Source organism: Enterobacter dykesii (assembly GCF_008364625.2).
Taxonomy (GTDB): Bacteria; Pseudomonadota; Gammaproteobacteria; order Enterobacterales; family Enterobacteriaceae; genus Enterobacter; species Enterobacter dykesii.
In genome coordinates this window covers 4,176,358-4,200,284 of record NZ_CP126604.1, presented here as the reverse complement: position 1 = coordinate 4,200,284, position 23,927 = coordinate 4,176,358, and the positions used below count along the sequence as shown (strand labels likewise).

The window sequence follows — 23,927 nt, the reverse complement described above, 5'->3', positions numbered from 1 at the left end:
AGCGACCGCTGCCCATGTTGATGATCACCTCTTTTACCAACCCGCGCGTCGCCCAGGCGTTTGTCGACTATATGGCGACGCAGGGCGTTATTCTGACCATTCAGCAACATAACCAGACCGACGTCTGGCTGGCCGATGAGAGCCAGGCCGCGCGCGTAAATGAAGAGCTGGCGCGTTTTCTTGAGAACCCTGGCGACCCGCGCTATCTGGCTGCCAGCTGGCAGTCCGGGCAGACCGACAGCGGATTGCATTACAGCCGTTTTCCCTTCCTCGCCACCATCCGCGAACGCGCCGGCCCGTTTACGCTGCTACTGATGGCGGCCTGCATTATCGTCTTCATTATTATGAACGTGGTGGGCGACCAGAGCGTGATGATTGCCCTGGCCTGGCCCTATGACCCGTCTCTTGAGTTTGACGTCTGGCGCTACTTTAGCCACGCGCTGATGCACTTCTCGGTGATGCATATTCTCTTTAACCTGCTCTGGTGGTGGTATCTCGGCGGTGCCGTTGAAAAGCGCCTGGGCAGCGGCAAGCTGATCGTTATCACTCTTATCAGCGCCCTGCTGAGCGGCTATGTGCAGCACAAGTTTAGCGGGCCGTGGTTCGGCGGGCTGTCAGGCGTCGTGTATGCCCTGATGGGTTATGTCTGGCTTCGCGGGGAGCGCGATCCGGAAAGCGGCATCTATCTGCAGCGCGGATTAATAACCTTTGCGTTAATATGGCTAATTGCCGGATGGTTTGATCTGTTTGGTATGTCTATCGCCAACGGTGCGCACGTCGCCGGGCTGGCCGTGGGGCTGGCAATGGCCTTTGCCGACACGCTCCATGCGCGAAAACGAACATAATTCTCAGGGATAATTGATGAAACAAACACAACGTCATGACGCTATTATCGAACTGGTAAAAAAACAGGGATACGTCAGCACCGAAGAACTGGTGGAGCAGTTTGCCGTCAGCCCACAAACCATCCGTCGTGACCTGAACGACCTGGCCGATCAGAACCGTATTCTTCGCCACCACGGCGGGGCGGCGCTGCCGTCCAGTTCGGTCAATACCTCATGGCATGACCGTAAGGCGACGCAGACGGCAGAGAAAGAGCGCATTGCCCGCAAGGTCGCCAGCCAGATCCCGAACGGGGCGACGCTGTTTATTGATATCGGCACCACGCCGGAAGCGGTCGCTCATGCGCTGCTGGATCACGAGAACCTGCGCGTGGTCACCAACAACCTGAACGTGGCCAATACCCTGATGCAGAAAGACGACTTCCGCATCATCCTCGCGGGCGGCGAACTGCGCAGCCGCGACGGCGGGATTATCGGCGAAGCGACCCTCGATTTTATCTCTCAGTTCCGCCTCGACTTTGGCATTCTCGGGATCAGCGGCATCGACAGTGACGGATCGCTGCTGGAGTTTGATTATCACGAGGTGCGCACCAAGCGCGCGATTATTGAAAACTCACGTCACGTGATGCTGGTGGTAGACCATTCGAAGTTTGGTCGTAACGCGATGGTGAATATGGGCAGCATCAGCATGGTGGACGCGGTCTACACCGACGTGATGCCGCCGGCGGGCGTGATGCAGGTGATTAAAGATAATAATTTGCAGTTAGAGCTGTGCTAAGAAGCCGTTCCCCCTCTCCCTGTGGGAGAGGGCATCAGGCCTCATAAAACCTAAACCCCGTACCCCATCATCTTCAACAGCTGCTGCGCATGCTGCACCGCATCCTGACGATGCGCCACGCCCAGCTTCTGATACAGGTTGCGGATATGCGTTTTGATGGTGGTCGCCGCCACCGCCAGCTCGCCGGCAATCTGCTCGTTGCTGTAGCCTGAATAAATCAGCCCCAGAACCTGCCACTCGCGCTGAGTGAGCGGGCTGGTGCGGATAAGCTCCGGCACTTCCGGGTGGTTCAGCAGACGTTCAACGAAGTTCTCATCAAAATGCGCAAACTTGTGCCGATGATGCTGGTTTATCTCGCGCAGAATACGCTGGGCGCGATGCTGGTCCAGCTCCGGCAGCGTGTTGAGCTGAATTAGCTGGCGCAGCTGCTGCGCCATCACTTCACCTTCAATCACAAAGTGGCTGATAAAACCGGTGCGGTTAGCCAGCTGCAGCGCTTCCAGCAGCACGCGCTGGGCATCGTTTTTACGACCCGCCTGCCAGTAGAGCTGGTTTTGCAGCAGCAGGTTGCGGTTCAGGTCGCTCATCAGACGCAGGCTGCGCGCGTTCTCGTTCAGCTCTTCCAGCACAATCTCTGCGGGCTCTACTTCACCGAGCAGGATCTGCGCGCGGGCAATGTTGCGCCACTGGCTCTGCAGGAAGTGGTTGTTAGCAAATTCCGGTTTTGGCGTCTGGCGCAGCCAGTTGGCGGCAGATTTTTTATCGCTGGTCATTTGCCAGTAAATCACCCGGACCTTATCGGCGTTTGAAACCCAGTCGCTGTGATACTGACCGTTGCCGAGCAGGTTCTCCAGGCGGTTCAGATGGTTGCGGGCGTTATCGAGATCGCCGCGTGCCAGCGAGCACTGCACCAGCAGCGCCAGGCACTGCAGCTGCTGCTGAGGCTGGAAGCTGGAAAGGACATCCACACCCTGCCGGGCGCAGCTTTCCGCTTCATCCAGACGCGACCATGCCCACAGCAGCTGAGCGCGAATACGCAACAGGAACTCGTGCATCGGCAGCTGTTCCAGATGCTGTTCACGAATCAGCTGGAACGCTTTTTCCTGGTTCTCCCAGGCGGCCTGCAGGAACCCCTGTGCGAATAAAATCTCGCTCTGTTGGATAAGGCTCCACAGCGCGTAATGCCAGACATCATGACGACGCGCCATCTGTTCGGTTTGCTGCATCAGTGAGAGCGAACGCGTGAGGTCGCCTTTGCAGTGCAGTACTTCGCCGTGCACCGAGGTCGCAACGATGCGGCTGTAGAAATTAGCCAGCGGCAGTTCATCCAGCGCGACCATCGCCAGACGTTCGGCTTCCTCCGGGTCACCGTCGTTAATCGCCACCTGAGCGCGCAGCGCGTTAAATTCGCCGTGCAGGGTGGTATCCATCTCGCTTTCCATCTCCTGCTCGGCGCGCGCCAGCAGGGTGTTCACTTCGCTGTAGCGGTGCTGGCTCTGCATCAGCCAGGCCTGCAGCAGCACCAGACGCGGGTTCTCCAGCAGGCTTTCCCAAGGCAGGGCTTTGAGAGACTCTTCCAGCAGCGTCAGTTCGCTGTGGTTAAACAGGCCCCATGCATGGTTGAGGAGGATATCGCGCAGCATGCTGGCATCGCCGGCGGCCAGCGCGTGGTGGATGGCCTCGCTCGGGAAGCCTTGTGCCATCCAGCTTTCGGCAGCGGCGCGGTGGATTTCCGGCAGTTCAACCGCCAGCTCCCACTGACAGCGCTGGCGCAGGAAGCTGCCAAACAGCGGGTGATAGCTAAACCACTCGCCGGGATCGTCCATGCGCGTCAGGAAAAGGCCCTGACGTTCAACCTCTTCGAGCTGCAGCTGACCGTTTTCACAGCCCGTCACGCGCACGATGAGCGCATCGTTCATGGAACGCAGCAGAGAGCTTTTCAGCAGGAAATTACGCGTCGAGGGATCGACGCTGTTCAGCACCTCATCCACCAGATAGTCAGAAAGGTGGCTGGCGTTGATGCCCGCCAGACGCCGGGCAGACTGATGCGCCGGACTGTTGTTTTGTCGGGCAGAGAGCGCGATAAGCTGCAGCGCCGTGGCCCAGCCCGCGACGTCGTCGCACAGGCGGCTGCTCTCGGCGGCCTCAATCGGTGATGTCAGGCGGCAGTCAAAGAACTGTTTTGCTTCCTGGTGGGTAAAGGCCAGCTGCTGGCTGCCCACTTCCAGGAGCTGATCGCGCACGCGCAGGTTGGCAATACCCAGCTGCGGCAGGTTGCGTGACAGCACCACTAAAGTCAGGTTTTCCGGCTGATGGCGCAGGAAGAAACGCATCGATTCATGAATCACCGGGTTAGTGATGAGATGGTAATCATCAATCACCACGTAAAGCGGGCGATGCCATTCGGCCAGTTCGATAAACAGCTGAGAGAAAAGGGAGGACAGGCTTGCGTACTGGCGCTTTTGCACCATCACCTCACTGGCGACGCAGTGTCCATGGGTGGCTTGCTGTATGGCGGCAATTAGATAGCTGGCAAAACGCTCTTGCTGGTTATCGCCCTCGTCGAGGGAGTACCAGCCAAGATCGCTCTTACCTGCGGCCCATTGCGAAATGAGCGTTGTCTTTCCATAACCTGCAGGGCTCGTAACCAGCGCCAGTCGGAAATTATGCGCGCCGGAAAGTTTAGCCAACAGACGCTCGCGGACCACTGTATGGTCAAGACGAACCGGGCGACTTAATTTAGACGGAATCAACATAGGTTTCACTTCACTGTGGGGAACGAGAGATTTTATTTTTTTTGGGCTTCGTAATTAATACGATATAAGGTCGAACAGAAAGAGAACTATTGCAAGTTATGTCTGGGTTTTGTGGTTCTGAATTTGCACTCTGTCACAAAACATTCAGGCAAATGTTGGAACTTTCTCGAAAGGGCCGTAACGCCGCGTCACTGCTGGCTTGTCTGTATACATTGCCGCTGCGCTGAAACTGGTTTCATAAAGGTATAGTGACGTCAAATTTAATAAAGTGCGGGTAAAGTTGAGTGAGAGTAATAGTCTCCTGAGATGTAACCCGATGGCTAAATTATTATTCTACGTAAGTAATCATTTCAGAACGGATTAATTTCACCCGAAACTGCATTTCATTTTTTTGACATTCTCCCCGGTTAGTTTTTTATCTTCCGGGCACACTCGAACTATGCTCTGAGAGTGGCCTTGATCACACTTTTCTGCTCATCCCCGCTACTCCTCCCTGTCTAATCCCCCACGGGAGGAGGAAGAGGGGAAATGAGCCAGGCACACTAGCGCCAACTTGTGTTTTCTTTCTAAAGGATGCCGATCCCCTATGTCACAGCCTACCTTCAACAAAGCTCAATTCCAGGCTGCCCTGACGCGTCAGTGGCAGCGTTTTGGCCTTCATGCTGCAAACGAAATGACGCCTCACCAGTGGTGGCAGGCCGTGAGCGGTGCGCTCGCAGAGCAGCTGGATGCTCAACCGGTGGCAAAGCCTGTTAAGGGCCAGCGTCACGTGAACTATATCTCGATGGAATTCCTGATTGGCCGTCTGACGGGCAACAACCTGTTGAACCTTGGCTGGTATCAGGACGTCGGTGACGTCCTCAAAGAACACGACATTAACCTGACCGACCTGCTGGAAGAAGAGATTGACCCGGCGCTGGGCAACGGCGGCCTGGGACGTCTGGCGGCCTGTTTCCTCGACTCCATGGCGACCGTCGGCCAGTCGGCGATCGGCTATGGCCTGAACTATCAGTACGGCCTGTTCCGTCAGTCGTTTGCCGATGGCCATCAGATGGAAGCGCCGGACGACTGGCATCGCAATACCTATCCGTGGTTCCGCCACAACGCGCAGCTGGATGTCCAGGTTGGCATTGGCGGAAAAGTGACGAAACAAGGTCTCTGGGAACCGGCGTTCACCATTACCGGTGAAGCCTGGGATCTGCCGGTGCTCGGCTACCGTAACGGCGTGGCGCAGCCGCTGCGTCTGTGGCAGGCGAAGCACGCCCATCCGTTTAACCTGACCAAATTCAACGACGGCGATTTCCTGCGCGCCGAGCAGCAGGGCATCGACGCCGAGAAGCTGACCAAAGTCCTCTACCCGAACGACAACCACCTGGCCGGTAAAAAGCTGCGCCTGATGCAGCAGTACTTCCAGTGCGCCTGCTCCGTGGCGGACATTCTGCGTCGCCATCACCTGGCGGGCCGCAAGCTGGCGCAGCTGCCGGACTTCGAAGTGATTCAGCTCAACGACACGCACCCGACGATTGCGATCCCGGAACTGCTGCGCGTGCTGATCGACGAGCATCAGCTGAGCTGGGATGACGCCTGGGCCATTACCAGCCGTACCTTCGCCTACACCAACCACACCCTGATGCCAGAGGCGCTCGAGTGCTGGGATGAGAAGCTGGTGAAAACGCTGCTGCCGCGCCACATGCAGATCATCAACAAGATTAACGACCAGTTTAAAACCCTGGTGGATAAAACCTGGCCGGGCAACAAGGCGGTCTGGGCGAAGCTGGCGGTGGTTCACGATAAGCAGGTGCGCATGGCGAACATGTGCGTGGTCAGCGGCTTTGCGGTGAACGGCGTGGCGGCGCTTCACTCGGATCTGGTGGTGAAAGATCTGTTCCCGGAATACCACCAGCTGTGGCCGACCAAATTCCACAACGTGACCAACGGCATCACGCCGCGTCGCTGGATCAAGCAGTGCAACCCGCTGCTGGCCGGTCTGCTTGACAAGACCCTGAAGAAAGAGTGGGCCAACGATCTGGACCAGCTCATCAACCTGGAAAAACAGGCTGACGACGCGAAATTCCGCGAGCAGTACCGCGCGATCAAGCTGGAGAACAAGGTTCGTCTGGCGGAGTTCGTGAAAGTGCGTACCGGGATTGAGATCAACCCGAATGCCATTTTCGATATCCAGATCAAACGCCTGCACGAGTACAAACGTCAGCACCTGAACCTGCTGCACATTCTGGCGCTGTACAAAGAGATCCGCGAGAACCCGCAGGCCGACCGCGTGCCGCGCGTGTTCCTGTTCGGTGCGAAAGCGGCTCCGGGCTACTACCTGGCGAAAAACATTATCCTCGCCATCAATAAAGTGGCGGCGGCGATCAACAGCGATCCGAAAGTGGGCGACAAGCTGAAGGTGGTGTTCCTGCCGGATTACTGCGTCTCGGCGGCCGAAATGCTGATCCCGGCGGCGGATATCTCCGAGCAGATCTCGACTGCAGGTAAAGAAGCGTCCGGTACCGGCAACATGAAGCTGGCGCTGAACGGCGCGCTGACCGTCGGTACGCTCGACGGGGCCAACGTCGAAATCGCAGAGAAGGTGGGCGAAGAGAACATCTTTATCTTCGGCCACACCGTGGAAGAGGTGAAAGCCATCAAGGCTAAAGGCTATGACCCGGTGAAATGGCGTAAGAAAGACAAGGTGCTCGACGCGGTGCTGAAGGAGCTGGAAAGCGGTAAATACAGCGACGGCGACAAGCACGCGTTTGACCAGATGCTGCACAGCATGGACAAACACGGCGGTGACCCGTATCTGGTGATGGCGGACTTCACGGCCTACGTTGAAGCGCAAAAGCAGGTTGACGTGCTGTATCGCGACCAGGAAGCGTGGACCCGCGCGTGCATTCTGAATACCGCCCGCTGCGGTATGTTCAGCTCTGACCGTTCAATCCGTGATTATCAGGCCCGTATCTGGCAGGCAAAACGCTAAGGAAGCGCGATGGAGAGTAAACGTCTGGACAGCGCCGCGCAGGCGGCGGGGATCAGCCTCAGTTACATTAATGCGCACGGCAAACCGCAGTCTATTGGCGCCGACACCAAAAGACGTTTGCTGGACGCCATGCACAAGGCCGACGCGAAAGCGTCGGTTGCGCCGGTGCCTAACGTAAAGGTATTCACCGCAGGCAAAAAGATGCCGCTGGCGGTGGAGGGGCGCGGCGAGTTTAGCTGGCTGCTTACCACCGAAGAGGGGCATCAGCACAAAGGCCACGCCACCGGCGGCAAAACGTTAAACCTTCCGGCGAAGCTGCCGGAGGGGTATCACACCCTAACGCTCACCCAGGACGATCGGCGTTTCCACTGCCGGGTGATCGTCGCGCCAAAACGCTGCTACGAGCCGCAGGCGTTGCTCGAAGGCAAAAAGCTGTGGGGCGCCTGCGTGCAGCTCTACACGCTGCGTTCCGACAGCAACTGGGGCATCGGTGATTTTGGCGATCTGAAAAAGATGCTGGTGGATGTGGGCGAGCGCGGCGGCGCGTTTATCGGGCTCAACCCGATCCACGCGCTCTATCCGGCCAACCCGGAGAGCGCCAGCCCGTACAGTCCGTCGTCCCGTCGCTGGCTGAACGTGATTTATATCGACGTTAACGCGTTAGATGATTTCAAAAACAGCAAAGAGGCGCAGACGTGGTGGAAACTCAGCACCACGCAGCAGGCCCTGAAGCAGGCGCGCGACGCGGATTGGGTGGATTATTCCACCGTCACGGCGCTGAAAATGGCCGCGCTGCGCCTGGCGTGGAAAGACTTTTCGCTGCGTGACGACGAGCAGATGGCCGCCTTCCGCCAGTTTGTGACGCAGGAGGGCGAGAGCCTTTACTGGCAGGCGGCGTTTGATGCACTGCACGCGTATCAGGTGAAAGAGGACGAAATGCGCTGGGGCTGGCCGGTCTGGCCGGAAGCGTATCAGTCCGTCGACACGCCTGAAGTAAAAGCGTTCTGTAAAAAATATGCCGATGAAGTGGACTTCTACCTGTGGCTGCAGTGGCTGGCGTACAGCCAGTTTGCCGCCTGCTGGCAGGTGAGCCAGGGCTATAAGATGCCGATCGGCCTGTATCGCGATCTGGCCGTCGGCGTGGCGGAAGGCGGCGCGGAAACCTGGTGCGACCGCGAGCTTTACTGCCTGAAGGCCTCCGTGGGTGCGCCGCCGGATATTCTTGGGCCGCTCGGTCAGAACTGGGGACTGCCGCCGATGGATCCGCACGTCATGGCGGCGCGCGCGTACGAGCCGTTTATCGACCTGCTGCGCGCTAACATGCAGAACTGCGGTGCGCTGCGTATCGACCACGTGATGTCCGTGCTGCGTCTGTGGTGGATCCCGTACGGTGAAACGGCCGATCGCGGGGCGTACGTGCAGTACCCGGTTGACGATCTGCTGTCGATCCTGGCCCTGGAAAGCAAGCGTCATCAGTGCATGGTGATCGGTGAAGATCTCGGTACCGTGCCGGTGGAAATTGTCAGCAAGCTCCGCGACAGCGGCGTCTACTCCTACAAAGTGCTCTATTTTGAAAACGACCATGAGAAAACCTTCCGCACGCCGAAAGCGTACCCTGAACAGTCAATGGCAGTCGCGACGACGCATGACCTTCCTACGCTTCGTGGCTATTGGGAAAGCGGCGATCTGACGCTCGGCAAAACGCTGGGTCTGTATCCTGATGAAGAGGTGTTACGCGGCCTGTATCAGGATCGCGAGCTCTCCAAACAGGGGCTGCTGGATGCGCTGCACAAGCAGGGCTGTCTGCCGAAACGTGCCGGACATAAGGCGTCATTGATGTCGATGACCGCGACCCTCAATCGCGGCTTGCAGCGCTATATTGCCGACAGCAACAGCGCTCTGCTGGGCCTGCAGCCGGAAGACTGGATTGATATGGCGGAGCCGGTGAACATCCCGGGCACCAGCTATCAGTACAAGAACTGGCGTCGCAAGCTATCCACATCGCTTGAGAAGATGTTTGCCGATGATGGGGTGAACAAGCTGATTAAGGATCTGGACAAGCGGCGAAAAGCTGCCGGGAAGTAGTAATAAAAAAACCCGCCAGGAGGCGGGTTTTTTATTGCCTGGTGGCGTCAAACCACCATATTCAACAGCAGCACCCCGACCAGACCACACACCGAAATAATAGTTTCCAGCGCGGACCAGGACTTGATGGTTTCACCGATAGTCAGGTTGAAGTACTCCTTGAACAGCCAGAAGCCAGGGTCGTTAACGTGAGAGAAAATCACGCTACCGGAACCGACGGCGATAACCATCAGTTCAGGGCTTACGCCCGTGGTTGCAATCAGCGGGGCAACGATACCGCCCGCGGTGATCGCCGCAACGGTCGCAGAACCCAGCGCAATACGCAGAACCGCGGCAATAGACCAGGCCATCAGGAGCGGCGATACGTTGGTTTCATGCATCATGGCAGCGATGTATTTGTCCACGCCGCTGTCGACCAGAACCTGCTTGAATGCACCGCCACCGCCGATGATCAGGAGCATCATGGCAATGATTTTGATGGAAGAGGTCAGCGTGTCGTTGATCTGATCCATGGAGCGGCCACGGTTCAAACCGAAGGTGAACATCGCGATCAGTACGGCAATCAGCGTTGCCATCACCGGGTCACCCAGGAATTCCGCCACGGACAGGAACGCATGACCTTTCGGCAGGATCATCTCCGCCACGGCGCGCATCGCCATCAGGATCACCGGTACCAGAGAGGTCCAGACGCTGACGCCAAAGCCCGGCATCTCTTCTTCGGTGAAGGTTTTGGCGCTGTACAGACCTTCCGGAATCGGCTTATCAATGCCTTTCAGGAAGCGGGCATAAACCGGGCCGGCCAGAATCACCGTCGGGATCGCCAGAATCGTACCGAACAGCAGGGTTTTACCCATATCCGCGTGGAAGATGGTCGCGATAGCGGTTGGACCCGGGTGTGGCGGCAGGAAGCCGTGAGTCACGGACAGCGCCGCAGCCATCGGCACACCGACATACAGCAGCGGGATGCTTGCCGCAGCTGCGATGGTGAACACCAGCGGCAGCATCAGCACGAAGCCCACTTCATAGAACAGCGCGAAGCCGACGGTAAAGCCGGTCAACACCACTGCCCACTGAATGTTCTTCTTACCGAATTTGTCGATAAGCGTGGTGGCAATACGCTGGGCGCCACCGCAGTCCGCCAGCATTTTACCGAGCATGGCGCCGAAGCCCATGATCAATGCCAGGCTGCCGAGCGTGCCGCCGACGCCCGCTTTGATGGAACTGATAACTTTAACCAGCGGCATACCCTGCATCAGACCGACTGCAAGTGCCACCAGAACCAGAGCGATAAATCCGTTCATTTTGAAACGGATCATCAAGAGCAGTAATAACACAACACCGATAGCAACGATGACTAATGGCATGATTGACCTGGCCTTTGAATTGTTATGGGTAACGTCATTGTTTCAACGACAAATTCCGGTTGTCCCAACTGGGAACAGAGAAGTAACGGCACTCATACTGATGCCTGCGAAACCATTAAGTTTAGTCGGCTGTTATAAGGGTGCTGAGTGCCCACGAGAATGATACGGGTAACATGGCGCGATTGAGAATCACCCTGGGAGGGTAAATTTGAATTATGAGACGCAGGTCAACATATGGCAGGTAAACGCAAAACGGTAACCATGAGGTTACCGTTTTTGATGTTTTCACCCTCTCCCGTGGGAGAGGGCATAGCGACGGATGCTGAATTAGTAGTAAGAGTGCTCGCCGCGCTGGTGCTCGGTCAGGTCACGCACGCCTTTCAGTTCCGGGAATTCGTTCAGCAGCTGCTTCTCGATCCCTTCTTTAAGCGTCACATCGACCATTGAACAGCCGTTACAGCCGCCGCCAAACTGCAGAATGGCAAAACCTTCGTCGGTGATTTCCATCAGGGAAACACGACCGCCGTGGCCCGCCAGCTGTGGGTTGATCTGGGATTGCAGCAGATACTCAACGCGCTCCATCAGCGGGGCATCGTCAGACACTTTACGCATTTTCGCGTTCGGCGCTTTCAGGGTCAGCTGAGAACCCAGCTGGTCGGTGACGAAGTCGATCTCCGCATCTTCAAGATACGGTGCGCTCAGCTCATCAACGTAGGCAGTGAGCTGTTCAAATTTAAGGGCAGTGTCAGTTGCTTCCACAGCGTCCGGAGGACAATAAGAAACACCACATTCTGCATTCGGAGTGCCTGGATTAATCACAAACACGCGGATCTGCGTCCCTTCTTCCTGATTTGCCAGCAGTTTGGCAAAGTGCGCTTGTGCAGAATCGGAAATACGGATCATAGCTTTGGCCTAATAGTTGACTAAATTACCTGGGTATAATCATACGCCCATTGAAGAAGGGCTACAAGGTACGGCACAGACACCATACCTGAACCGACGCGGCGCCGCTTCGCAAAAGCAGTCGGGAAAGTTCAGCAACGGTACTGCCCGTGGTGACGACATCATCCACAATCGCGATATGGAGACCGTCGACCGGCAATTCAAGGCGAAAGGCATTTTTGAGGTTTCTTTTGCGAAGCCGGGCGCTGAGCTGATGCTGGATGGCGGTGGCATGAACACGTGTAAGCGCGCCGGCCTCATACCGGCAGCCGAGCCACCGCGCGAGGGGGCGGCAGATCAGGTCACTCTGGTTATAGCCGCGCCGCCAGTGACGACGTCGGTATAGGGGGACACTCACCACCATATCGATTCTCGGCAGTGCCCGCTGACGTCGCGCCTGCAAAACCGCCAGCAACAGCAGGCGGGCAAGGGGCTGTGCCAGCGAGCTCTGCCCGGAAAACTTCAGCGCATGAACCAGTCTGCTCAGCGGGGGGACATAATCATCCACCGCCACCAGCGAGCTCCACGGCGGGGATTTTTTCAGGCAGCGGCCACAGGGCAGCGAGGGGTTTGTGGCCGGTAAACCACATTGTGGACAGATCCCGATACGCCATTGCAGCGATCGCGTGCAGACGGAGCAGATGCCCCACCGGCTGAGCGCCAGCGGCATTTGGCATAGCCAGCACAAGCCGGGTACTGTTAGCATGTGCAACCTCCATGTGAAAAAAGAGAACAGTAACTGATGAAGACGCTGTGGTGGCAGACCGTAGGGACAGGAAATTGCCATCTTGTGCTGCTGCACGGATGGGGCCTGAATGCGGAGATATGGCATTGCATACGTGAGGAACTTGCCTCGCATTTCACCCTGCATCTGGTGGATTTACCCGGCTTTGGCCGCAGCCGCGGGTATGGCGCGTTGTCGCTTGATGAGATGGCGCAGCAGGTTCTGGACGCTGCGCCGCAAAACGCGGTCTGGCTGGGCTGGAGCCTGGGCGGGCTGGTGGCGAGCCAGATTGCGCTGTCGCAGCCTGACCGCGTAAAAGCGCTGGTAACGGTGGCGTCATCGCCCTGTTTTAGCGCGCAGGAAGAGTGGCCGGGGATCAAGCCTGACGTGCTGGCGGGCTTTCAGCAGCAGCTGAGCGAAGATTTCCAGCGGACCGTAGAGCGTTTCCTGGCATTGCAGACAATGGGCACTGACACCGCGCGTAAGGATGCCCGAACGCTGAAGCAGACCGTGCTTTCTCTGCCGATGCCGGAGGTTGAGGTGCTAAACGGCGGACTGGAACTCCTGAAAACGGTTGACCTGCGCGAGCCGCTGGCCGCCCTGACGATGCCGCACCTGCGTATCTATGGCTACCTCGACGGGATTGTGCCGCGCAGAGTGGTTCCGCTGCTGGATTCACTCTGGCCGGAGAGTGAATCGCAGATCATTGCCAAAGCCGCACATGCCCCGTTTATCTCTCATCCGACGGAATTTTGTTCAGCGCTGATTGCGTTAAGTCAACGTTTCGACTGATTATTTTCTATCCTGCCTGGAAAAAATAACACACCGCAACCATACTCCAGATGTCGTTGCGGTTGTTCTGCCTACGATAATCAAAACAACAATCCTATGGAGAGTCAGGCTATGAAACTTGTTACAGGTATTGTCACTTCTCTGGTTATTGGGTCACTGTCATTTGGCGTCTTTGCGGCAAAAGAGCTGGAAAAAGATAAAGTTGCCGGCATGAATCTGACGAAAATTGGTGAGATTTCTACGTCTGACACCACCGCGCCGATGGACGCGAGAAAAGAGCTTTCGAAGAAAGCGGATGAGCTGGGCGGAACGTACTACGTCGTCACCAGTGCAGAAAAACAGACCAAAAACGTACGCGCTACGGCGGACGTCTACAAGTAATACGATAAAGCCGGGCAGCGATGCCCGGCTTTGTTAACGCAGCGCCCACCACTCCCTGAGGCAGGCCTTTCCTTCCGGACAGCTTTTACAACTGCCGGAGAGACAACCCTCCGCTTCTTCCTGAATTCGCACGGCTTTCCCCATGGCTTCCAGTCTTTCCAGCATGGCATCGATCATCGGCTGCGGCGTATGCAGGCTGAGGCTCAGCTGTTTCGCCTCCATTCGCCCTTGCAGTGCCAGCAGGTCACGAACCTGAATCAACGATGCCATTGTTTGCTCCTTAGTGACAGTCGCCCGCCGGGCTGTTGCAGCAGGTCGCGGCAGTTTTACGGTTTGCCAGCAGGTCGATGTCGACGCGGCTGCGCGCCCGCCGCAGCAGACCGAGCACGATCGCGTTAAACAGCACAACCGCGAGAATACAGACCAGGCTGTAGCGCGGGTGCTGGCTGAAATTGACGGTTTGATAAAACAGCGTCGCCAGCGAGTAAGCGATATTCAGCCCCCACAGGACAGAGAAGCCCATCCAGCCGCGGCTGGACTCGCGGGCAATCGCCCCCATCACGGAGATGCACGGAATGTAGAGCAGAACAAAGATGAGGTAGCTGTAGGCCGCGGACGCGCTGCCAAATTTCTCGCCCATCACGCCCATGGCACCCGTCGCCATTTCGCCGTCGCCTTTGCTCGCTTCAATCGGGTTCGCCAGCACGCTCAGGCTGAAGGTATCTTTCAGGCTCTGCCAGGTCTCCTCTACGGCACCCAGCAGCTCATGGCCGAGATGAAACTCTGCCGGATTAAATTCCTGCTCCTGAATGTTCTCGGCGGTGTAAAGCGTGTTCAGGGTGCCGACAACCACCTCTTTCGCCATCGCTCCGGTGAACAGCCCGACGGTCGCCTGCCAGTTATCCTCATGCACGCCAATCGGCTTGAAGACCGGCGTGATAACGCGGCTAACGGAGGCGAGGGCAGAGTCGTTGATGTTATCTGCCGCCTGTCCGCTGAGGGTGAAGCTGTTCAGCGCGCTCAGGAAAATGCTGACGATGACAATGACCTTACCGGCGCGCAGCACAAAGCCCTTCAGGCGCTGCCAGGTCTGGATTGCCAGGCTTTTCAGGTGCGGCACGTGATACACCGGCAGCTCCATCACAAACGGTGACGCTTCACCGCGCATGATGGTGTGCTTCAGCATCAAACCGGTAAGAATAGCCATCACGATGCCCAGCACATACAGCGAAAAGACCGCCAGCGCGCCCTGCTGACCAAAGAAGGCTGCGGCAAAGACCGCAAAGATGGCCAGACGGGCACCGCAGGACATAAACGGCGCCATCATAATGGTCATCAGACGTTCACGCGGTGCATCCAGGGTGCGTGCGCCCATCACCGACGGTACGTTACAGCCGAAGCCGACAATCAGCGGGACGAAGGATTTACCCGGTAGCCCCAGCGCCTGCATCAGGCGATCCATCACGAACGCCGCGCGAGCCATATAACCGGAATCTTCCAGGAACGAGAGGAACAGGTACATCATACCGATCTGTGGCACCAGAGGCAGAACGGTGTTGATACCGCCGCCGATCCCCTGTGCGAGGAAGATGGTTAACCATTCCGGGAAGTGCAGGGTGTAACCGACCCACTGAATTCCGTGGACGAAGACCGCGACGGAACCGGCGTCGAAAACGGGCTGGAGTGCGCCGCCGATGTTAATGGCGAGCAGGAACATCACGTACATGACCAGCAGGAAGATGGGCAAACCGAGGAAGCGGTTAAGCACAACTTTATCCACCGCCGCCGTAAAGCGGCTGGGCTCTGCCGTGAGGGCGTTGCTGACAACGTCGCAAATCGAGGCGATGGCCTGGTAACGCGCATCGGCGATGTGCAGCGCCGGGTCGTCCAGCTCGTCGCTAAGACGGGCCAACGTCGCGTCCAGCTTATCTGCCGCATGTCCGGCGTAGGCGCGGCTGTAGATATCCCCTTCCAGCATCTGCAGGCCGAGCCACAGGCGCTGTTTCGCTGGCATGCTGTTGTCCATCTCCTGCGCCAGCACGTTGGCTTCGCGCAGGAGAGGCTGCGCGTAATGCACCAGCTCAATGTCATGATTTCCCTGGTGACGGTCAATGGCCAGCTTCAGCGCATCAATACCGCGAGCGCGCGTCGAAACCAGCGGAACGACCGGGCAACCCAGGCGCGCGGAGAGGGCATCGACGTCGATGCGCAGCTTTTGTTTCTCCGCAATGTCGAGCATGTTGAGCGCCACGATGCAGGGGATACCCAGCTCCAGCAGCTGCAGCGTCAGATACAGGTTACGCTCGAGATTGGAGGCGTCGACCACGTTGATCAGCAGGTCCGCGTCGCCGCCAAGAATATAGTGACAGGCAATCTGCTCATCGAGCGAGGTTTGCGACGAAATGGTGGTTAAGGAGTAGGTACCGGGAAGGTCAACCAGCGTCACCTGGTTGTCCGTTGTCGTGAACTGACCCTCTTTACGCTCAACCGTCACGCCCGCCCAGTTGCCCACGCGCTGGCGTGCTCCGGTGAGCTGGTTAAAAAGCGTAGTCTTGCCGGAATTAGGATTGCCAATTAAGCCAATAGTTAACTTTTTCATTTTTTTAGACTCACTGAAACCGCTGGCTTGTTATCGGGATAAGGCTTCAACTTCTATTAACGCGAGGTCTTTCTTACGCAGTACAAGATTCACGCGGCGGGTTTCAATATGAACCGGGTCGCCCAGCGGCGCCACGCGCACGACCTGAAATGACGAGCCGGGCAGCATGCCCAGCGACAGCAGCTTTTGCCGATAGGCTGGGTTAATTTCGCGGGTAAAACCGGTAATTTTCCATGCACTGTCTGGAGTGAATTGCATAACGCCTGATTCCACGAAAGGTTAAATTATCTACTATGGGATGATAATGAGAATAGTTTTTATCAGCAATATTAAAACTGTGACGGAATGTTGTTTGCGGTATTAATTTACGACCTGTTTGACCTGGCTCAATATTTGCTGAATGGCCTGGAAAACGAAAAGAAGAGTATTTGTTAACGGGGTGATAATTCGTGGTTTAAATATGGCTACATTCTATTTATTTTAATTCGCTGCGCCCTGCTTGCCGGGCGGCACTGCGTTTGCCCGGCCTACAAAACCGTAGGCCCGGTAAGCGCAGCGCCACCGGGCATTGACAACCTTAGCGTTTCTTACCCATCGCAGCCGCCAGCGCATCCATCATCGCGCTGTTGCCAGCAGGCTGAGCATCACGTCCGCGCGGTTTTGCCGCTTTCGCGGCCGGACGCTGCTGTTCGCGGCCTCCGCCATTGCCGCCACGGCGCGCGTTGGTGTCGCCCGGCTGCTCGTCCAGACGCATGGTTAGCGCGATACGCTTGCGCTGCAGATCCACTTCCAGCACTTTGACCTTCACGATGTCGCCCGCTTTGACCACGGTGTGCGGGTCTTCAACGAACTTGTCGGCAAGAGATGAGATATGCACCAGACCGTCCTGATGCACGCCGATATCCACAAACGCGCCAAAGTTGGTGACGTTGGTCACCGCGCCTTCCAGCACCATGCCGGGCAGCAGGTCGTTCATGGTTTCCACTCCGTCAGCAAAGGTCGCCGTTTTGAACTCAGGACGCGGATCGCGGCCCGGCTTTTCCAGCTCTTTGATGATGTCGGTGACGGTTGGCACACCAAATTTGTCGTCGGTGAAATCAACGGCTTTCAGGTTGCGCAGGGCGCTGCTGTCACCCATCAGATCTTTCAGCGCCTGCTGGGTGGCAGCCAGAATACGCTCGACAACCGGGTACGTTTCCGGGTGAACGGTGGAGGCATCCAGCGGGTTATCGCCGTGGTTGATGCGCAGGAAGCCCGCGCACTGCTCAAAGGCTTTTGGCCCCAGGCGGCTCACCTTCAGCAGCTGCTGACGGTTCTGGAACTGGCCGTTCTCATCGCGCCAGGCGACGATGTTCTGCGCCATCATGCGGGTTAAGCCCGCCACGCGGGTCAGCAGGGGAACGGAGGCGGTGTTCAGGTCCACGCCGACGGCGTTTACGCAGTCTTCCACCACCGCATCCAGCTTGCGCGCCAGCTGAGTCTGGCTCACGTCGTGCTGATACTGGCCCACGCCGATGGATTTCGGGTCGATCTTCACCAGCTCCGCCAGCGGATCCTGCAGGCGGCGAGCGATAGAGACCGCGCCGCGCAGGGAAACGTCAAGGTCAGGGAACTCCTGGGCCGCCAGCTCGGACGCGGAATAGACGGATGCCCCCGCTTCGCTGACGATCACTTTCTGCGCCGTTACTTTCGGGAACTGCTTCTGCACGTCGAGATAGAAACGCTCGGTTTCACGGGACGCCGTACCGTTGCCGATGGCAACCAGCTCAACGTTGTATTTTTCGCACAGCGCCGCCACCACGACGGCCGCTTTCGCTGCCTGGCCGGTGTGCGGATAGATAGTGTCGGTGGCGACCAGCTTGCCGGTGCCGTCAACGACAGCGACCTTCACGCCGGTACGCAGACCCGGATCGAGACCCATGGTCGCGCGCAGGCCGGCAGGGGCGGCCATCAGCAGGTCGTGCAGGTTACGGGCGAAGACGTTGATCGCTTCATCTTCGGCGCGTTCGCGCACGGTGCCCATCAGCTCGGTTTCGAGGTGCATCAGCACCTTGATGCGCCAGGTCCAGCTCACCACGCCTTTGCGCCAGCTGTCAGCCGGGGCGTTGTTCAGGCGCAGGCCGAGATGGTCGATGATGATCTGCTCGCAGTGACTCTCTTTCGGCGGCTCGTCGAACTGCGGGTCGGCGTTCAGGGAGAGCTGGAGCACGCCTTCGTTGCGGCCGCGGAACATTGCCAGCGCGCGGTGAGACGGCGCGGTAGAGATCGGTTCGTGGTGATCGAAGTAGTCACGGAATTTCGCGCCTTCTTCCTCTTTACCCGCGACGACGGTAGAGACGATGTGGGCATTCTTCCACAGGTAATCGCGCACTTTAGCCAGCAGGGCGGCGTCTTCGGCGAAGCGCTCCATCAGAATGTAGCGTGCGCCGTCGAGGGCGGCCTTGGTGTCCGCCACGCCTTTGTCAGCGTCGATAAATTTCGCCGCTTCGGTTTCCGGATCGTGGGACGGTTCGTTCCACAGCAGGTCGGCAAGCGGCTCAAGACCCGCTTCAATCGCAATCTGCCCGCGCGTGCGGCGCTTCGGCTTGTACGGCAGATAGAGATCTTCGAGTTCGGTTTTGCTCAGGGTGCCGTTGATGGCGCTTTCAAGCTCGCTGGTCAGCTTGCCCTGTTCGCCGATGGATTTGAGGATCGCCTGACGACGTTCTTCCAGCTCGCGCAGATAACCCAGACGGGTCTCCAGGTTACGCAGCTGCGTGTCATCCAGACCGCCGGTGACTTCCTTACGATAGCGTGCAATAAACGGCACGGTGTTCCCTTCATCAAGCAGGCGAACGGCAGCTTCTACCTGTTCGGCTCTGGCCTGAATATCACCCGCAATAATGCGGCAGAGCGAATCTTTCATCATGGCTTTATCATCTGTTGAGTCGAAAAAATCAGGGGATAGTTATACGGGCTGACACGGCAAAATGCCAGCCGGGGAGGGCGCTCTCGGACTATTTTACGTAGACGATCTCATTGACGTACCAGCTGGCTTCACCACCAGGGGTCTGAACGACGGCCAGATCGCCCACTTCCTTTTTCAGCAGCGCGCGGGCCATCGGGGAGTCGATGGAGATGTAATCCTTACGACCAAAAATTTCATCGTAGCCGACAATGCGAAAACGCAGGGTGTCGCCATCGTCGTTTTCAATCTCCACCCACGCGCCGAAGAACACTTTGCCCTCCTGCTGCGGGGAGTAGTCGACAATTTTGAGATTCTCAAGGCACTTCGTCAGATAGCGAACCCGGCGGTCAATTTCGCGCAGCCGCTTTTTGTTGTACTGGTAGTCAGCGTTTTCGCTGCGATCGCCCAGGCTTGCCGCCCAGGTTACCTTTTTGGTGACTTCAGGACGCTCTTCGCGCCAGAGGTAATCCATCTCTTTTTTGAGCTTTTCGTACCCTTCGCGGGTGATCAGGGGCGTTTTCATGGTAAAGCCTTTGCTGCCTGCCGGTTAACTGTCTTGCGCACAATACGTACCACACAGTGTAACAGACAGGATTAATAATGATTTATGTGATGAAATGAGCAGATAAGCTGCTGTTAAATATGCTTTGTAACAATTTCGACTAGAATTTATACCAGAATTAACTGGTCGAATACGTGCACTTTTTTAGAATACGCTGTTACAAAGACTATCCGAACCTTTGGGAGTACACACAATGCAAGAGAACTACAAAATTCTGGTCGTGGATGACGACATGCGCCTGCGCGCGCTGCTGGAACGTTATCTGACCGAGCAGGGCTTCCAGGTTCGTAGCGTCGCGAACGCTGAGCAGATGGACCGTCTGCTGACCCGTGAATCTTTCCACCTGATGGTTCTCGACCTGATGCTGCCTGGCGAAGACGGGCTTTCTATTTGCCGCCGTCTGCGCAGCCAGAGTAACCCGATGCCGATCATCATGGTCACGGCGAAGGGCGAAGAAGTTGACCGTATCGTGGGCCTCGAAATCGGCGCGGACGACTACATTCCAAAACCGTTTAACCCGCGTGAACTGCTGGCGCGTATTCGCGCTGTGCTGCGCCGTCAGGCGAACGAACTGCCCGGCGCACCGTCGCAGGAAGAAGCCGTCATCGCCTTCGGCAAGTTCAAGCTGAACCTCGGCACGCGCGAGATGTTCCGTGAAGATGAGCCAATGCCGCTCACCAGCGGCGAGTTTGCGGTTCTTAAAGCGCTGGTCAGCCACCCGCGTGAACCGCTTTCCCGTGACAAGCTGATGAACCTGGCACGCGGTCGCGAATACTCCGCAATGGAACGCTCCATTGACGTGCAGATCTCCCGCCTGCGCCGCATGGTGGAAGAAGATCCTGCGCATCCTCGTTATATTCAGACCGTTTGGGGTCTGGGCTACGTGTTTGTCCCGGACGGCTCTAAAGCATGAGGCGAATGCGCTTCTCGCCGCGTAGCTCGTTTGCCCGCACCCTGTTACTGATCGTCACCCTGCTGTTCGTCAGCCTGGTGACGACCTATCTGGTGGTGCTGAACTTTGCGATCCTGCCGAGCCTCCAGCAGTTTAATAAGGTCCTGGCCTACGAAGTCCGTATGCTGATGACCGATAAACTGCAGCTGGAGGACGGCACGCAGCTCGTCGTTCCCCCGGCGTTTCGCCGTGAAATCTACCGTGAACTGGGCATTTCGCTCTACTCCAACGAGGCGGCGGAAGACGCTGGCCTGCGCTGGGCGCAGCACTACGAATTCCTCAGCCAGCAGATGGCGCAGCAGCTGGGCGGCCCAACGGAAGTGCGCGTTGAGGTCAACAAAAGCTCGCCCGTCGTCTGGCTGAAAACCTGGCTGTCACCCAACATCTGGGTGCGCGTTCCGCTGACCGAAATCCATCAGGGCGACTTCTCGCCGCTGTTCCGCTACACCCTGGCGATTATGCTGCTGGCGATAGGCGGCGCGTGGCTATTTATCCGTATACAGAACCGACCGCTGGTCGACCTGGAGCACGCTGCGCTGCAGGTCGGTAAAGGGATTATTCCTCCTCCGCTTCGTGAGTATGGCGCCTCGGAAGTCCGTTCGGTGACGCGCGCGTTTAACCATATGGCGGCTGGCGTGAAGCAGCTGGCGGATGACCGTACGCTGCTGATGGCGGGCGTCAGCCATGACCTGCGCACGCCGCTAACGCGTATTCGCCTGGCGACGGAGATGATGGGGGAAGAGGACGGTTATCTCGCCGAGTCCATCAATAAGGACATCGAAGAGTGTAACGCCATCATCGAGCAGTTTATTGACTACCTGCGCACCGGGCAGGAGATGCCGATGGAGATGGCGGATCTGAACGCGGTCCTGGGCGAAGTGGTGGCGGCGGAAAGCGGCTACGAGCGTGAAATTGATACCGACCTTAAGGCCGGTGAAATTCAGGTTCGTATGCACCCGCTCTCCATCAAACGTGCAGTGGCGAACATGGTGGTCAACGCGGCACGCTACGGCAACGGCTGGATTAAAGTCAGCAGCGGGTCTGAACTCAACCGCGCCTGGTTCCAGGTGGAAGACGATGGTCCGGGCATCAAGCCCGAGCAGCGTAAGCATCTGTTCCAGCCGTTTGTGCGCGGCGACAGCGCGCGCAGCACCAGCGGCACAGGCTTAGGCCTGGCGATTGTTCAGCGTATTATCGATAACCACAACGGACTGCTGGAGATTGGCACCAGCGAGCGGGGTGGGTTGAGCATTCGCGCCTGGCTGCCGGTACCGGTGACGCGAGGGCAGGTGAAAGAGGGATAGTGCGGTCTGATGCCCTCACCCCGACCCTCTCCCACTGGGAGAGGGAGAAAACATTAAAAAAGGCAACTTTCGTTGCCTTTTTGCTTTTACCTACAGCTTCGGTCCAGCGCTCACCAGCGCAGCACCCGCCGGGGTATCGGTATACTTCTCGAAGTTCTCAATAAACAGCTTCGCCAGAGATTCCGCCTTCTCGCGCCACTGCTCCGGAGAACCGTACGTGTTGCGCGGGTCGAGGATATGCGTATCCACACCCGGCAGCGACGTTGGGATCGCCAGGTCAAACATCGGCAGCGTGAAGGTTTCGGCGTCGTCCAGAGAACCATCCAGAATGGCGTCGATAATGGCACGGGTATCTTTGATAGAGATACGTTTGCCGGTACCGTTCCAGCCGGTGTTCACCAGGTAGGCCTGCGCGCCAGATGCCTGCATGCGTTTCACCAGCACTTCAGCGTACTGCGTCGGGTGCAGCGACAGGAAAGCCGCGCCGAAGCAGGCGGAGAAGGTTGGGGTTGGCTCCGTCACGCCGCGCTCGGTACCCGCCAGCTTGGCGGTGAAGCCGGAGAGGAAATGGTACTGCGTCTGGCTGGCCGTCAGGCGAGACACCGGGGGCAGCACGCCGAACGCATCCGCGGTCAGGAAAATGACCTTCGTGGCATGACCCGCTTTTGACACCGGCTTCACGATATTGTCGATGTGGTAGATCGGGTAAGAGACGCGGGTGTTTTCCGTTTTCGACGCATCGTCGAAGTCGATGGAGCCGTCGGCACGCACGGTGACGTTTTCCAGCAGCGCATCGCGACGGATCGCGTGGAAGATATCCGGCTCGGCCTCTTCAGACAGGCGAATGGTCTTCGCGTAGCAGCCGCCTTCAAAGTTGAATACGCCGTCGTCATCCCAGCCGTGTTCGTCATCACCAATCAGGCGACGTTTTGGATCGGTAGACAGGGTGGTTTTCCCGGTGCCGGACAGGCCGAAGAATACCGCCACGTCGCCTTTTTCACCGACGTTAGCCGAGCAGTGCATGGAGGCGATGCCCCGCAGCGGCAGCAGGTAGTTCATGACCGAGAACATCCCTTTCTTCATTTCGCCGCCGTACCAGGTACCGCCGATCAGCTGGATACGTTCGGTCAGGTTGAAGGCCACAAAGTTTTCGGAGTTCAGACCCTGCTCTTTCCACTGTGGGTTGGTGCATTTCGCACCGTTCATCACGATGAAATCAGGGGTGAAGTCCTGCAGCTCTTCGTCGGTTGGACGAATAAACATGTTTTTCACGAAATGCGCCTGCCAGGCCACTTCGGTGATAAAACGCACGGATAGACGGGTGTCGGCGTTTGCGCCGCAGAAAGCGTCGACAATGAACAGACGCTTGCCGGAAAGTTGTTGGGTGACGAGCCCTTTCAGGTGCTGCCAGGTTTCCGGAGAGAGCGGTTTGTTGTCGTTCTTCCCTTTGCCCTTATCAGCCCACCACAGCGTATCGCGGGTGGTTTCGTCTCGGACGATATACTTATCTTTCGGCGAACGACCGGTAAAGATACCGGTATCGACGGCGATAGCACCAAGATTCGTCAACACACCACGCTCGTATCCTTCCAGTGCTGGATTGAGCTCTTCCTGATACAGCGTATCGTAGTCGGGGTTGTAGACGATTTCCTGGACGTCGTGAATACCATAAGCCTTGAGATCTTGCGGGGTTAAACCAGTAACACGCATATCACTGCTCCTTAGCCAATATGTACTGCCTGAAATTGTAGGGTTTTTCTGAGGTTGTTAACCGCGACGGGGCTCATAGATTTACGCATCTGGACAAAACCCTTACTAACGGAAAACGCTGCGACTCCAGTCACAGCGCAGGCGGATTATCGCAGGAATCGCTTTTTGGTTGGGGAAAATGTTCCGAAAAGGTTAAGGGCTGGTGATTT

The 23,927-nt window shown here is 57.4% G+C and carries 18 protein-coding genes; 8 read left to right on the top strand and 10 right to left on the bottom strand.

Translation table 11 applies throughout. The features are described from left to right. The first annotated feature begins 14 nt into the window (after positions 1-14). Together glpG and F0320_RS20110 are read left to right on the top strand one after the other, a co-directional pair. A complete protein-coding gene (gene glpG / locus F0320_RS20115; protein ID WP_023309506.1) occupies positions 15-845 on the top strand; it encodes a rhomboid family intramembrane serine protease GlpG in 831 nt (276 codons plus the stop codon). Between the two features lie 16 nt (positions 846-861). Further along, on the top strand, positions 862-1,620 hold the full coding sequence (locus tag F0320_RS20110) for a DeoR/GlpR family transcriptional regulator (RefSeq protein ID WP_008503060.1): 759 nt from the start codon (positions 862-864) through the stop codon (positions 1,618-1,620). 50 nt (positions 1,621-1,670) lie between these two features. Here F0320_RS20110 and malT read toward each other — a convergent pair whose 3' ends face one another. Continuing rightward, on the bottom strand, positions 1,671-4,376 hold the full coding sequence (gene malT, locus F0320_RS20105; protein WP_126330624.1) for an HTH-type transcriptional regulator MalT: 2,706 nt from the start codon (positions 4,374-4,376) through the stop codon (positions 1,671-1,673). A gap of 586 nt (positions 4,377-4,962) precedes the next feature. On the opposite strand from malT, the gene malP reads away from it, so the two are divergent. Continuing rightward, positions 4,963-7,356, top strand: coding sequence for a maltodextrin phosphorylase (gene malP / locus F0320_RS20100; protein ID WP_126330626.1), 2,394 nt, complete (start codon positions 4,963-4,965; stop codon positions 7,354-7,356). Positions 7,357-7,365: 9 nt separating this feature from the next. Further along, the gene (malQ, locus tag F0320_RS20095; RefSeq protein WP_126330628.1) at positions 7,366-9,441 is read left to right on the top strand and encodes a 4-alpha-glucanotransferase; all 2,076 of its coding nucleotides are present in this window, start codon (positions 7,366-7,368) and stop codon (positions 9,439-9,441) included. A 47-nt stretch (positions 9,442-9,488) separates the two neighbouring features. Here malQ and gntT read toward each other — a convergent pair whose 3' ends face one another. From gntT to gntX, 3 genes are all read right to left on the bottom strand, one after another. Continuing rightward, a complete protein-coding gene (gene gntT, locus F0320_RS20090) occupies positions 9,489-10,805 on the bottom strand; it encodes a gluconate transporter (protein WP_024907902.1) in 1,317 nt (438 codons plus the stop codon). Between the two features lie 327 nt (positions 10,806-11,132). Continuing rightward, positions 11,133-11,708, bottom strand: a complete 576-nt coding sequence (nfuA, locus tag F0320_RS20085; RefSeq protein ID WP_008503055.1) for a Fe-S biogenesis protein NfuA — start codon at positions 11,706-11,708, stop codon at positions 11,133-11,135. A 61-nt stretch (positions 11,709-11,769) separates the two neighbouring features. Beyond that, positions 11,770-12,453: a DNA utilization protein GntX gene (gene gntX / locus F0320_RS20080; protein ID WP_126330630.1), complete on the bottom strand. Its 684-nt coding sequence runs from the start codon at positions 12,451-12,453 to the stop codon at positions 11,770-11,772. Positions 12,454-12,489: 36 nt separating this feature from the next. Here gntX and bioH point away from each other — a divergent pair, with 36 nt between their 5' ends. Continuing rightward, positions 12,490-13,263, top strand: a complete 774-nt coding sequence (bioH, locus tag F0320_RS20075; RefSeq protein WP_126330632.1) for a pimeloyl-ACP methyl ester esterase BioH — start codon at positions 12,490-12,492, stop codon at positions 13,261-13,263. Positions 13,264-13,374: 111 nt separating this feature from the next. Then, entirely contained in the window at positions 13,375-13,644 is a 270-nt protein-coding gene (locus tag F0320_RS20070; RefSeq protein ID WP_023309499.1) for a YdgH/BhsA/McbA-like domain containing protein, read from the top strand. Positions 13,645-13,677: 33 nt separating this feature from the next. Here F0320_RS20070 and feoC read toward each other — a convergent pair whose 3' ends face one another. From feoC to greB, 5 genes are all read right to left on the bottom strand, one after another. Continuing rightward, positions 13,678-13,914 carry a [Fe-S]-dependent transcriptional repressor FeoC gene (gene feoC, locus F0320_RS20065; RefSeq protein ID WP_041911908.1) on the bottom strand — a complete coding sequence of 79 codons (237 nt, stop codon included), beginning with the start codon at positions 13,912-13,914 and terminating at the stop codon, positions 13,678-13,680. Between the two features lie 10 nt (positions 13,915-13,924). Next, positions 13,925-16,243: a Fe(2+) transporter permease subunit FeoB gene (gene feoB, locus F0320_RS20060; RefSeq protein ID WP_126330634.1), complete on the bottom strand. Its 2,319-nt coding sequence runs from the start codon at positions 16,241-16,243 to the stop codon at positions 13,925-13,927. A 30-nt stretch (positions 16,244-16,273) separates the two neighbouring features. Continuing rightward, positions 16,274-16,501, bottom strand: a complete 228-nt coding sequence (gene feoA / locus F0320_RS20055; RefSeq protein ID WP_149323927.1) for a ferrous iron transporter A — start codon at positions 16,499-16,501, stop codon at positions 16,274-16,276. A gap of 319 nt (positions 16,502-16,820) precedes the next feature. Beyond that, positions 16,821-19,151 (bottom strand): Tex family protein, encoded by a 2,331-nt coding sequence (locus tag F0320_RS20050; RefSeq protein WP_126330636.1) that lies wholly within the window; start codon positions 19,149-19,151, stop codon positions 16,821-16,823. An 88-nt stretch (positions 19,152-19,239) separates the two neighbouring features. After that, on the bottom strand, positions 19,240-19,713 hold the full coding sequence (gene greB, locus F0320_RS20045) for a transcription elongation factor GreB (protein ID WP_023309495.1): 474 nt from the start codon (positions 19,711-19,713) through the stop codon (positions 19,240-19,242). A gap of 232 nt (positions 19,714-19,945) precedes the next feature. Here greB and ompR point away from each other — a divergent pair, with 232 nt between their 5' ends. After that, complete coding sequence (gene ompR / locus F0320_RS20040; RefSeq protein WP_001157751.1) at positions 19,946-20,665, top strand: osmolarity response regulator transcription factor OmpR; 720 nt, start codon at positions 19,946-19,948, stop codon at positions 20,663-20,665. After that, on the top strand, positions 20,662-22,008 hold the full coding sequence (gene envZ, locus F0320_RS20035; RefSeq protein ID WP_126330638.1) for a two-component system sensor histidine kinase EnvZ: 1,347 nt from the start codon (positions 20,662-20,664) through the stop codon (positions 22,006-22,008). Before ompR ends, envZ begins: the two co-directional genes overlap by 4 nt. A 90-nt stretch (positions 22,009-22,098) precedes the next feature. On the opposite strand, the gene pckA is transcribed toward envZ, so the two are convergent. Beyond that, entirely contained in the window at positions 22,099-23,718 is a 1,620-nt protein-coding gene (gene pckA / locus F0320_RS20030) for a phosphoenolpyruvate carboxykinase (ATP) (protein WP_047652888.1), read from the bottom strand. Between the last annotated feature and the right edge of the window lie 209 nt (positions 23,719-23,927).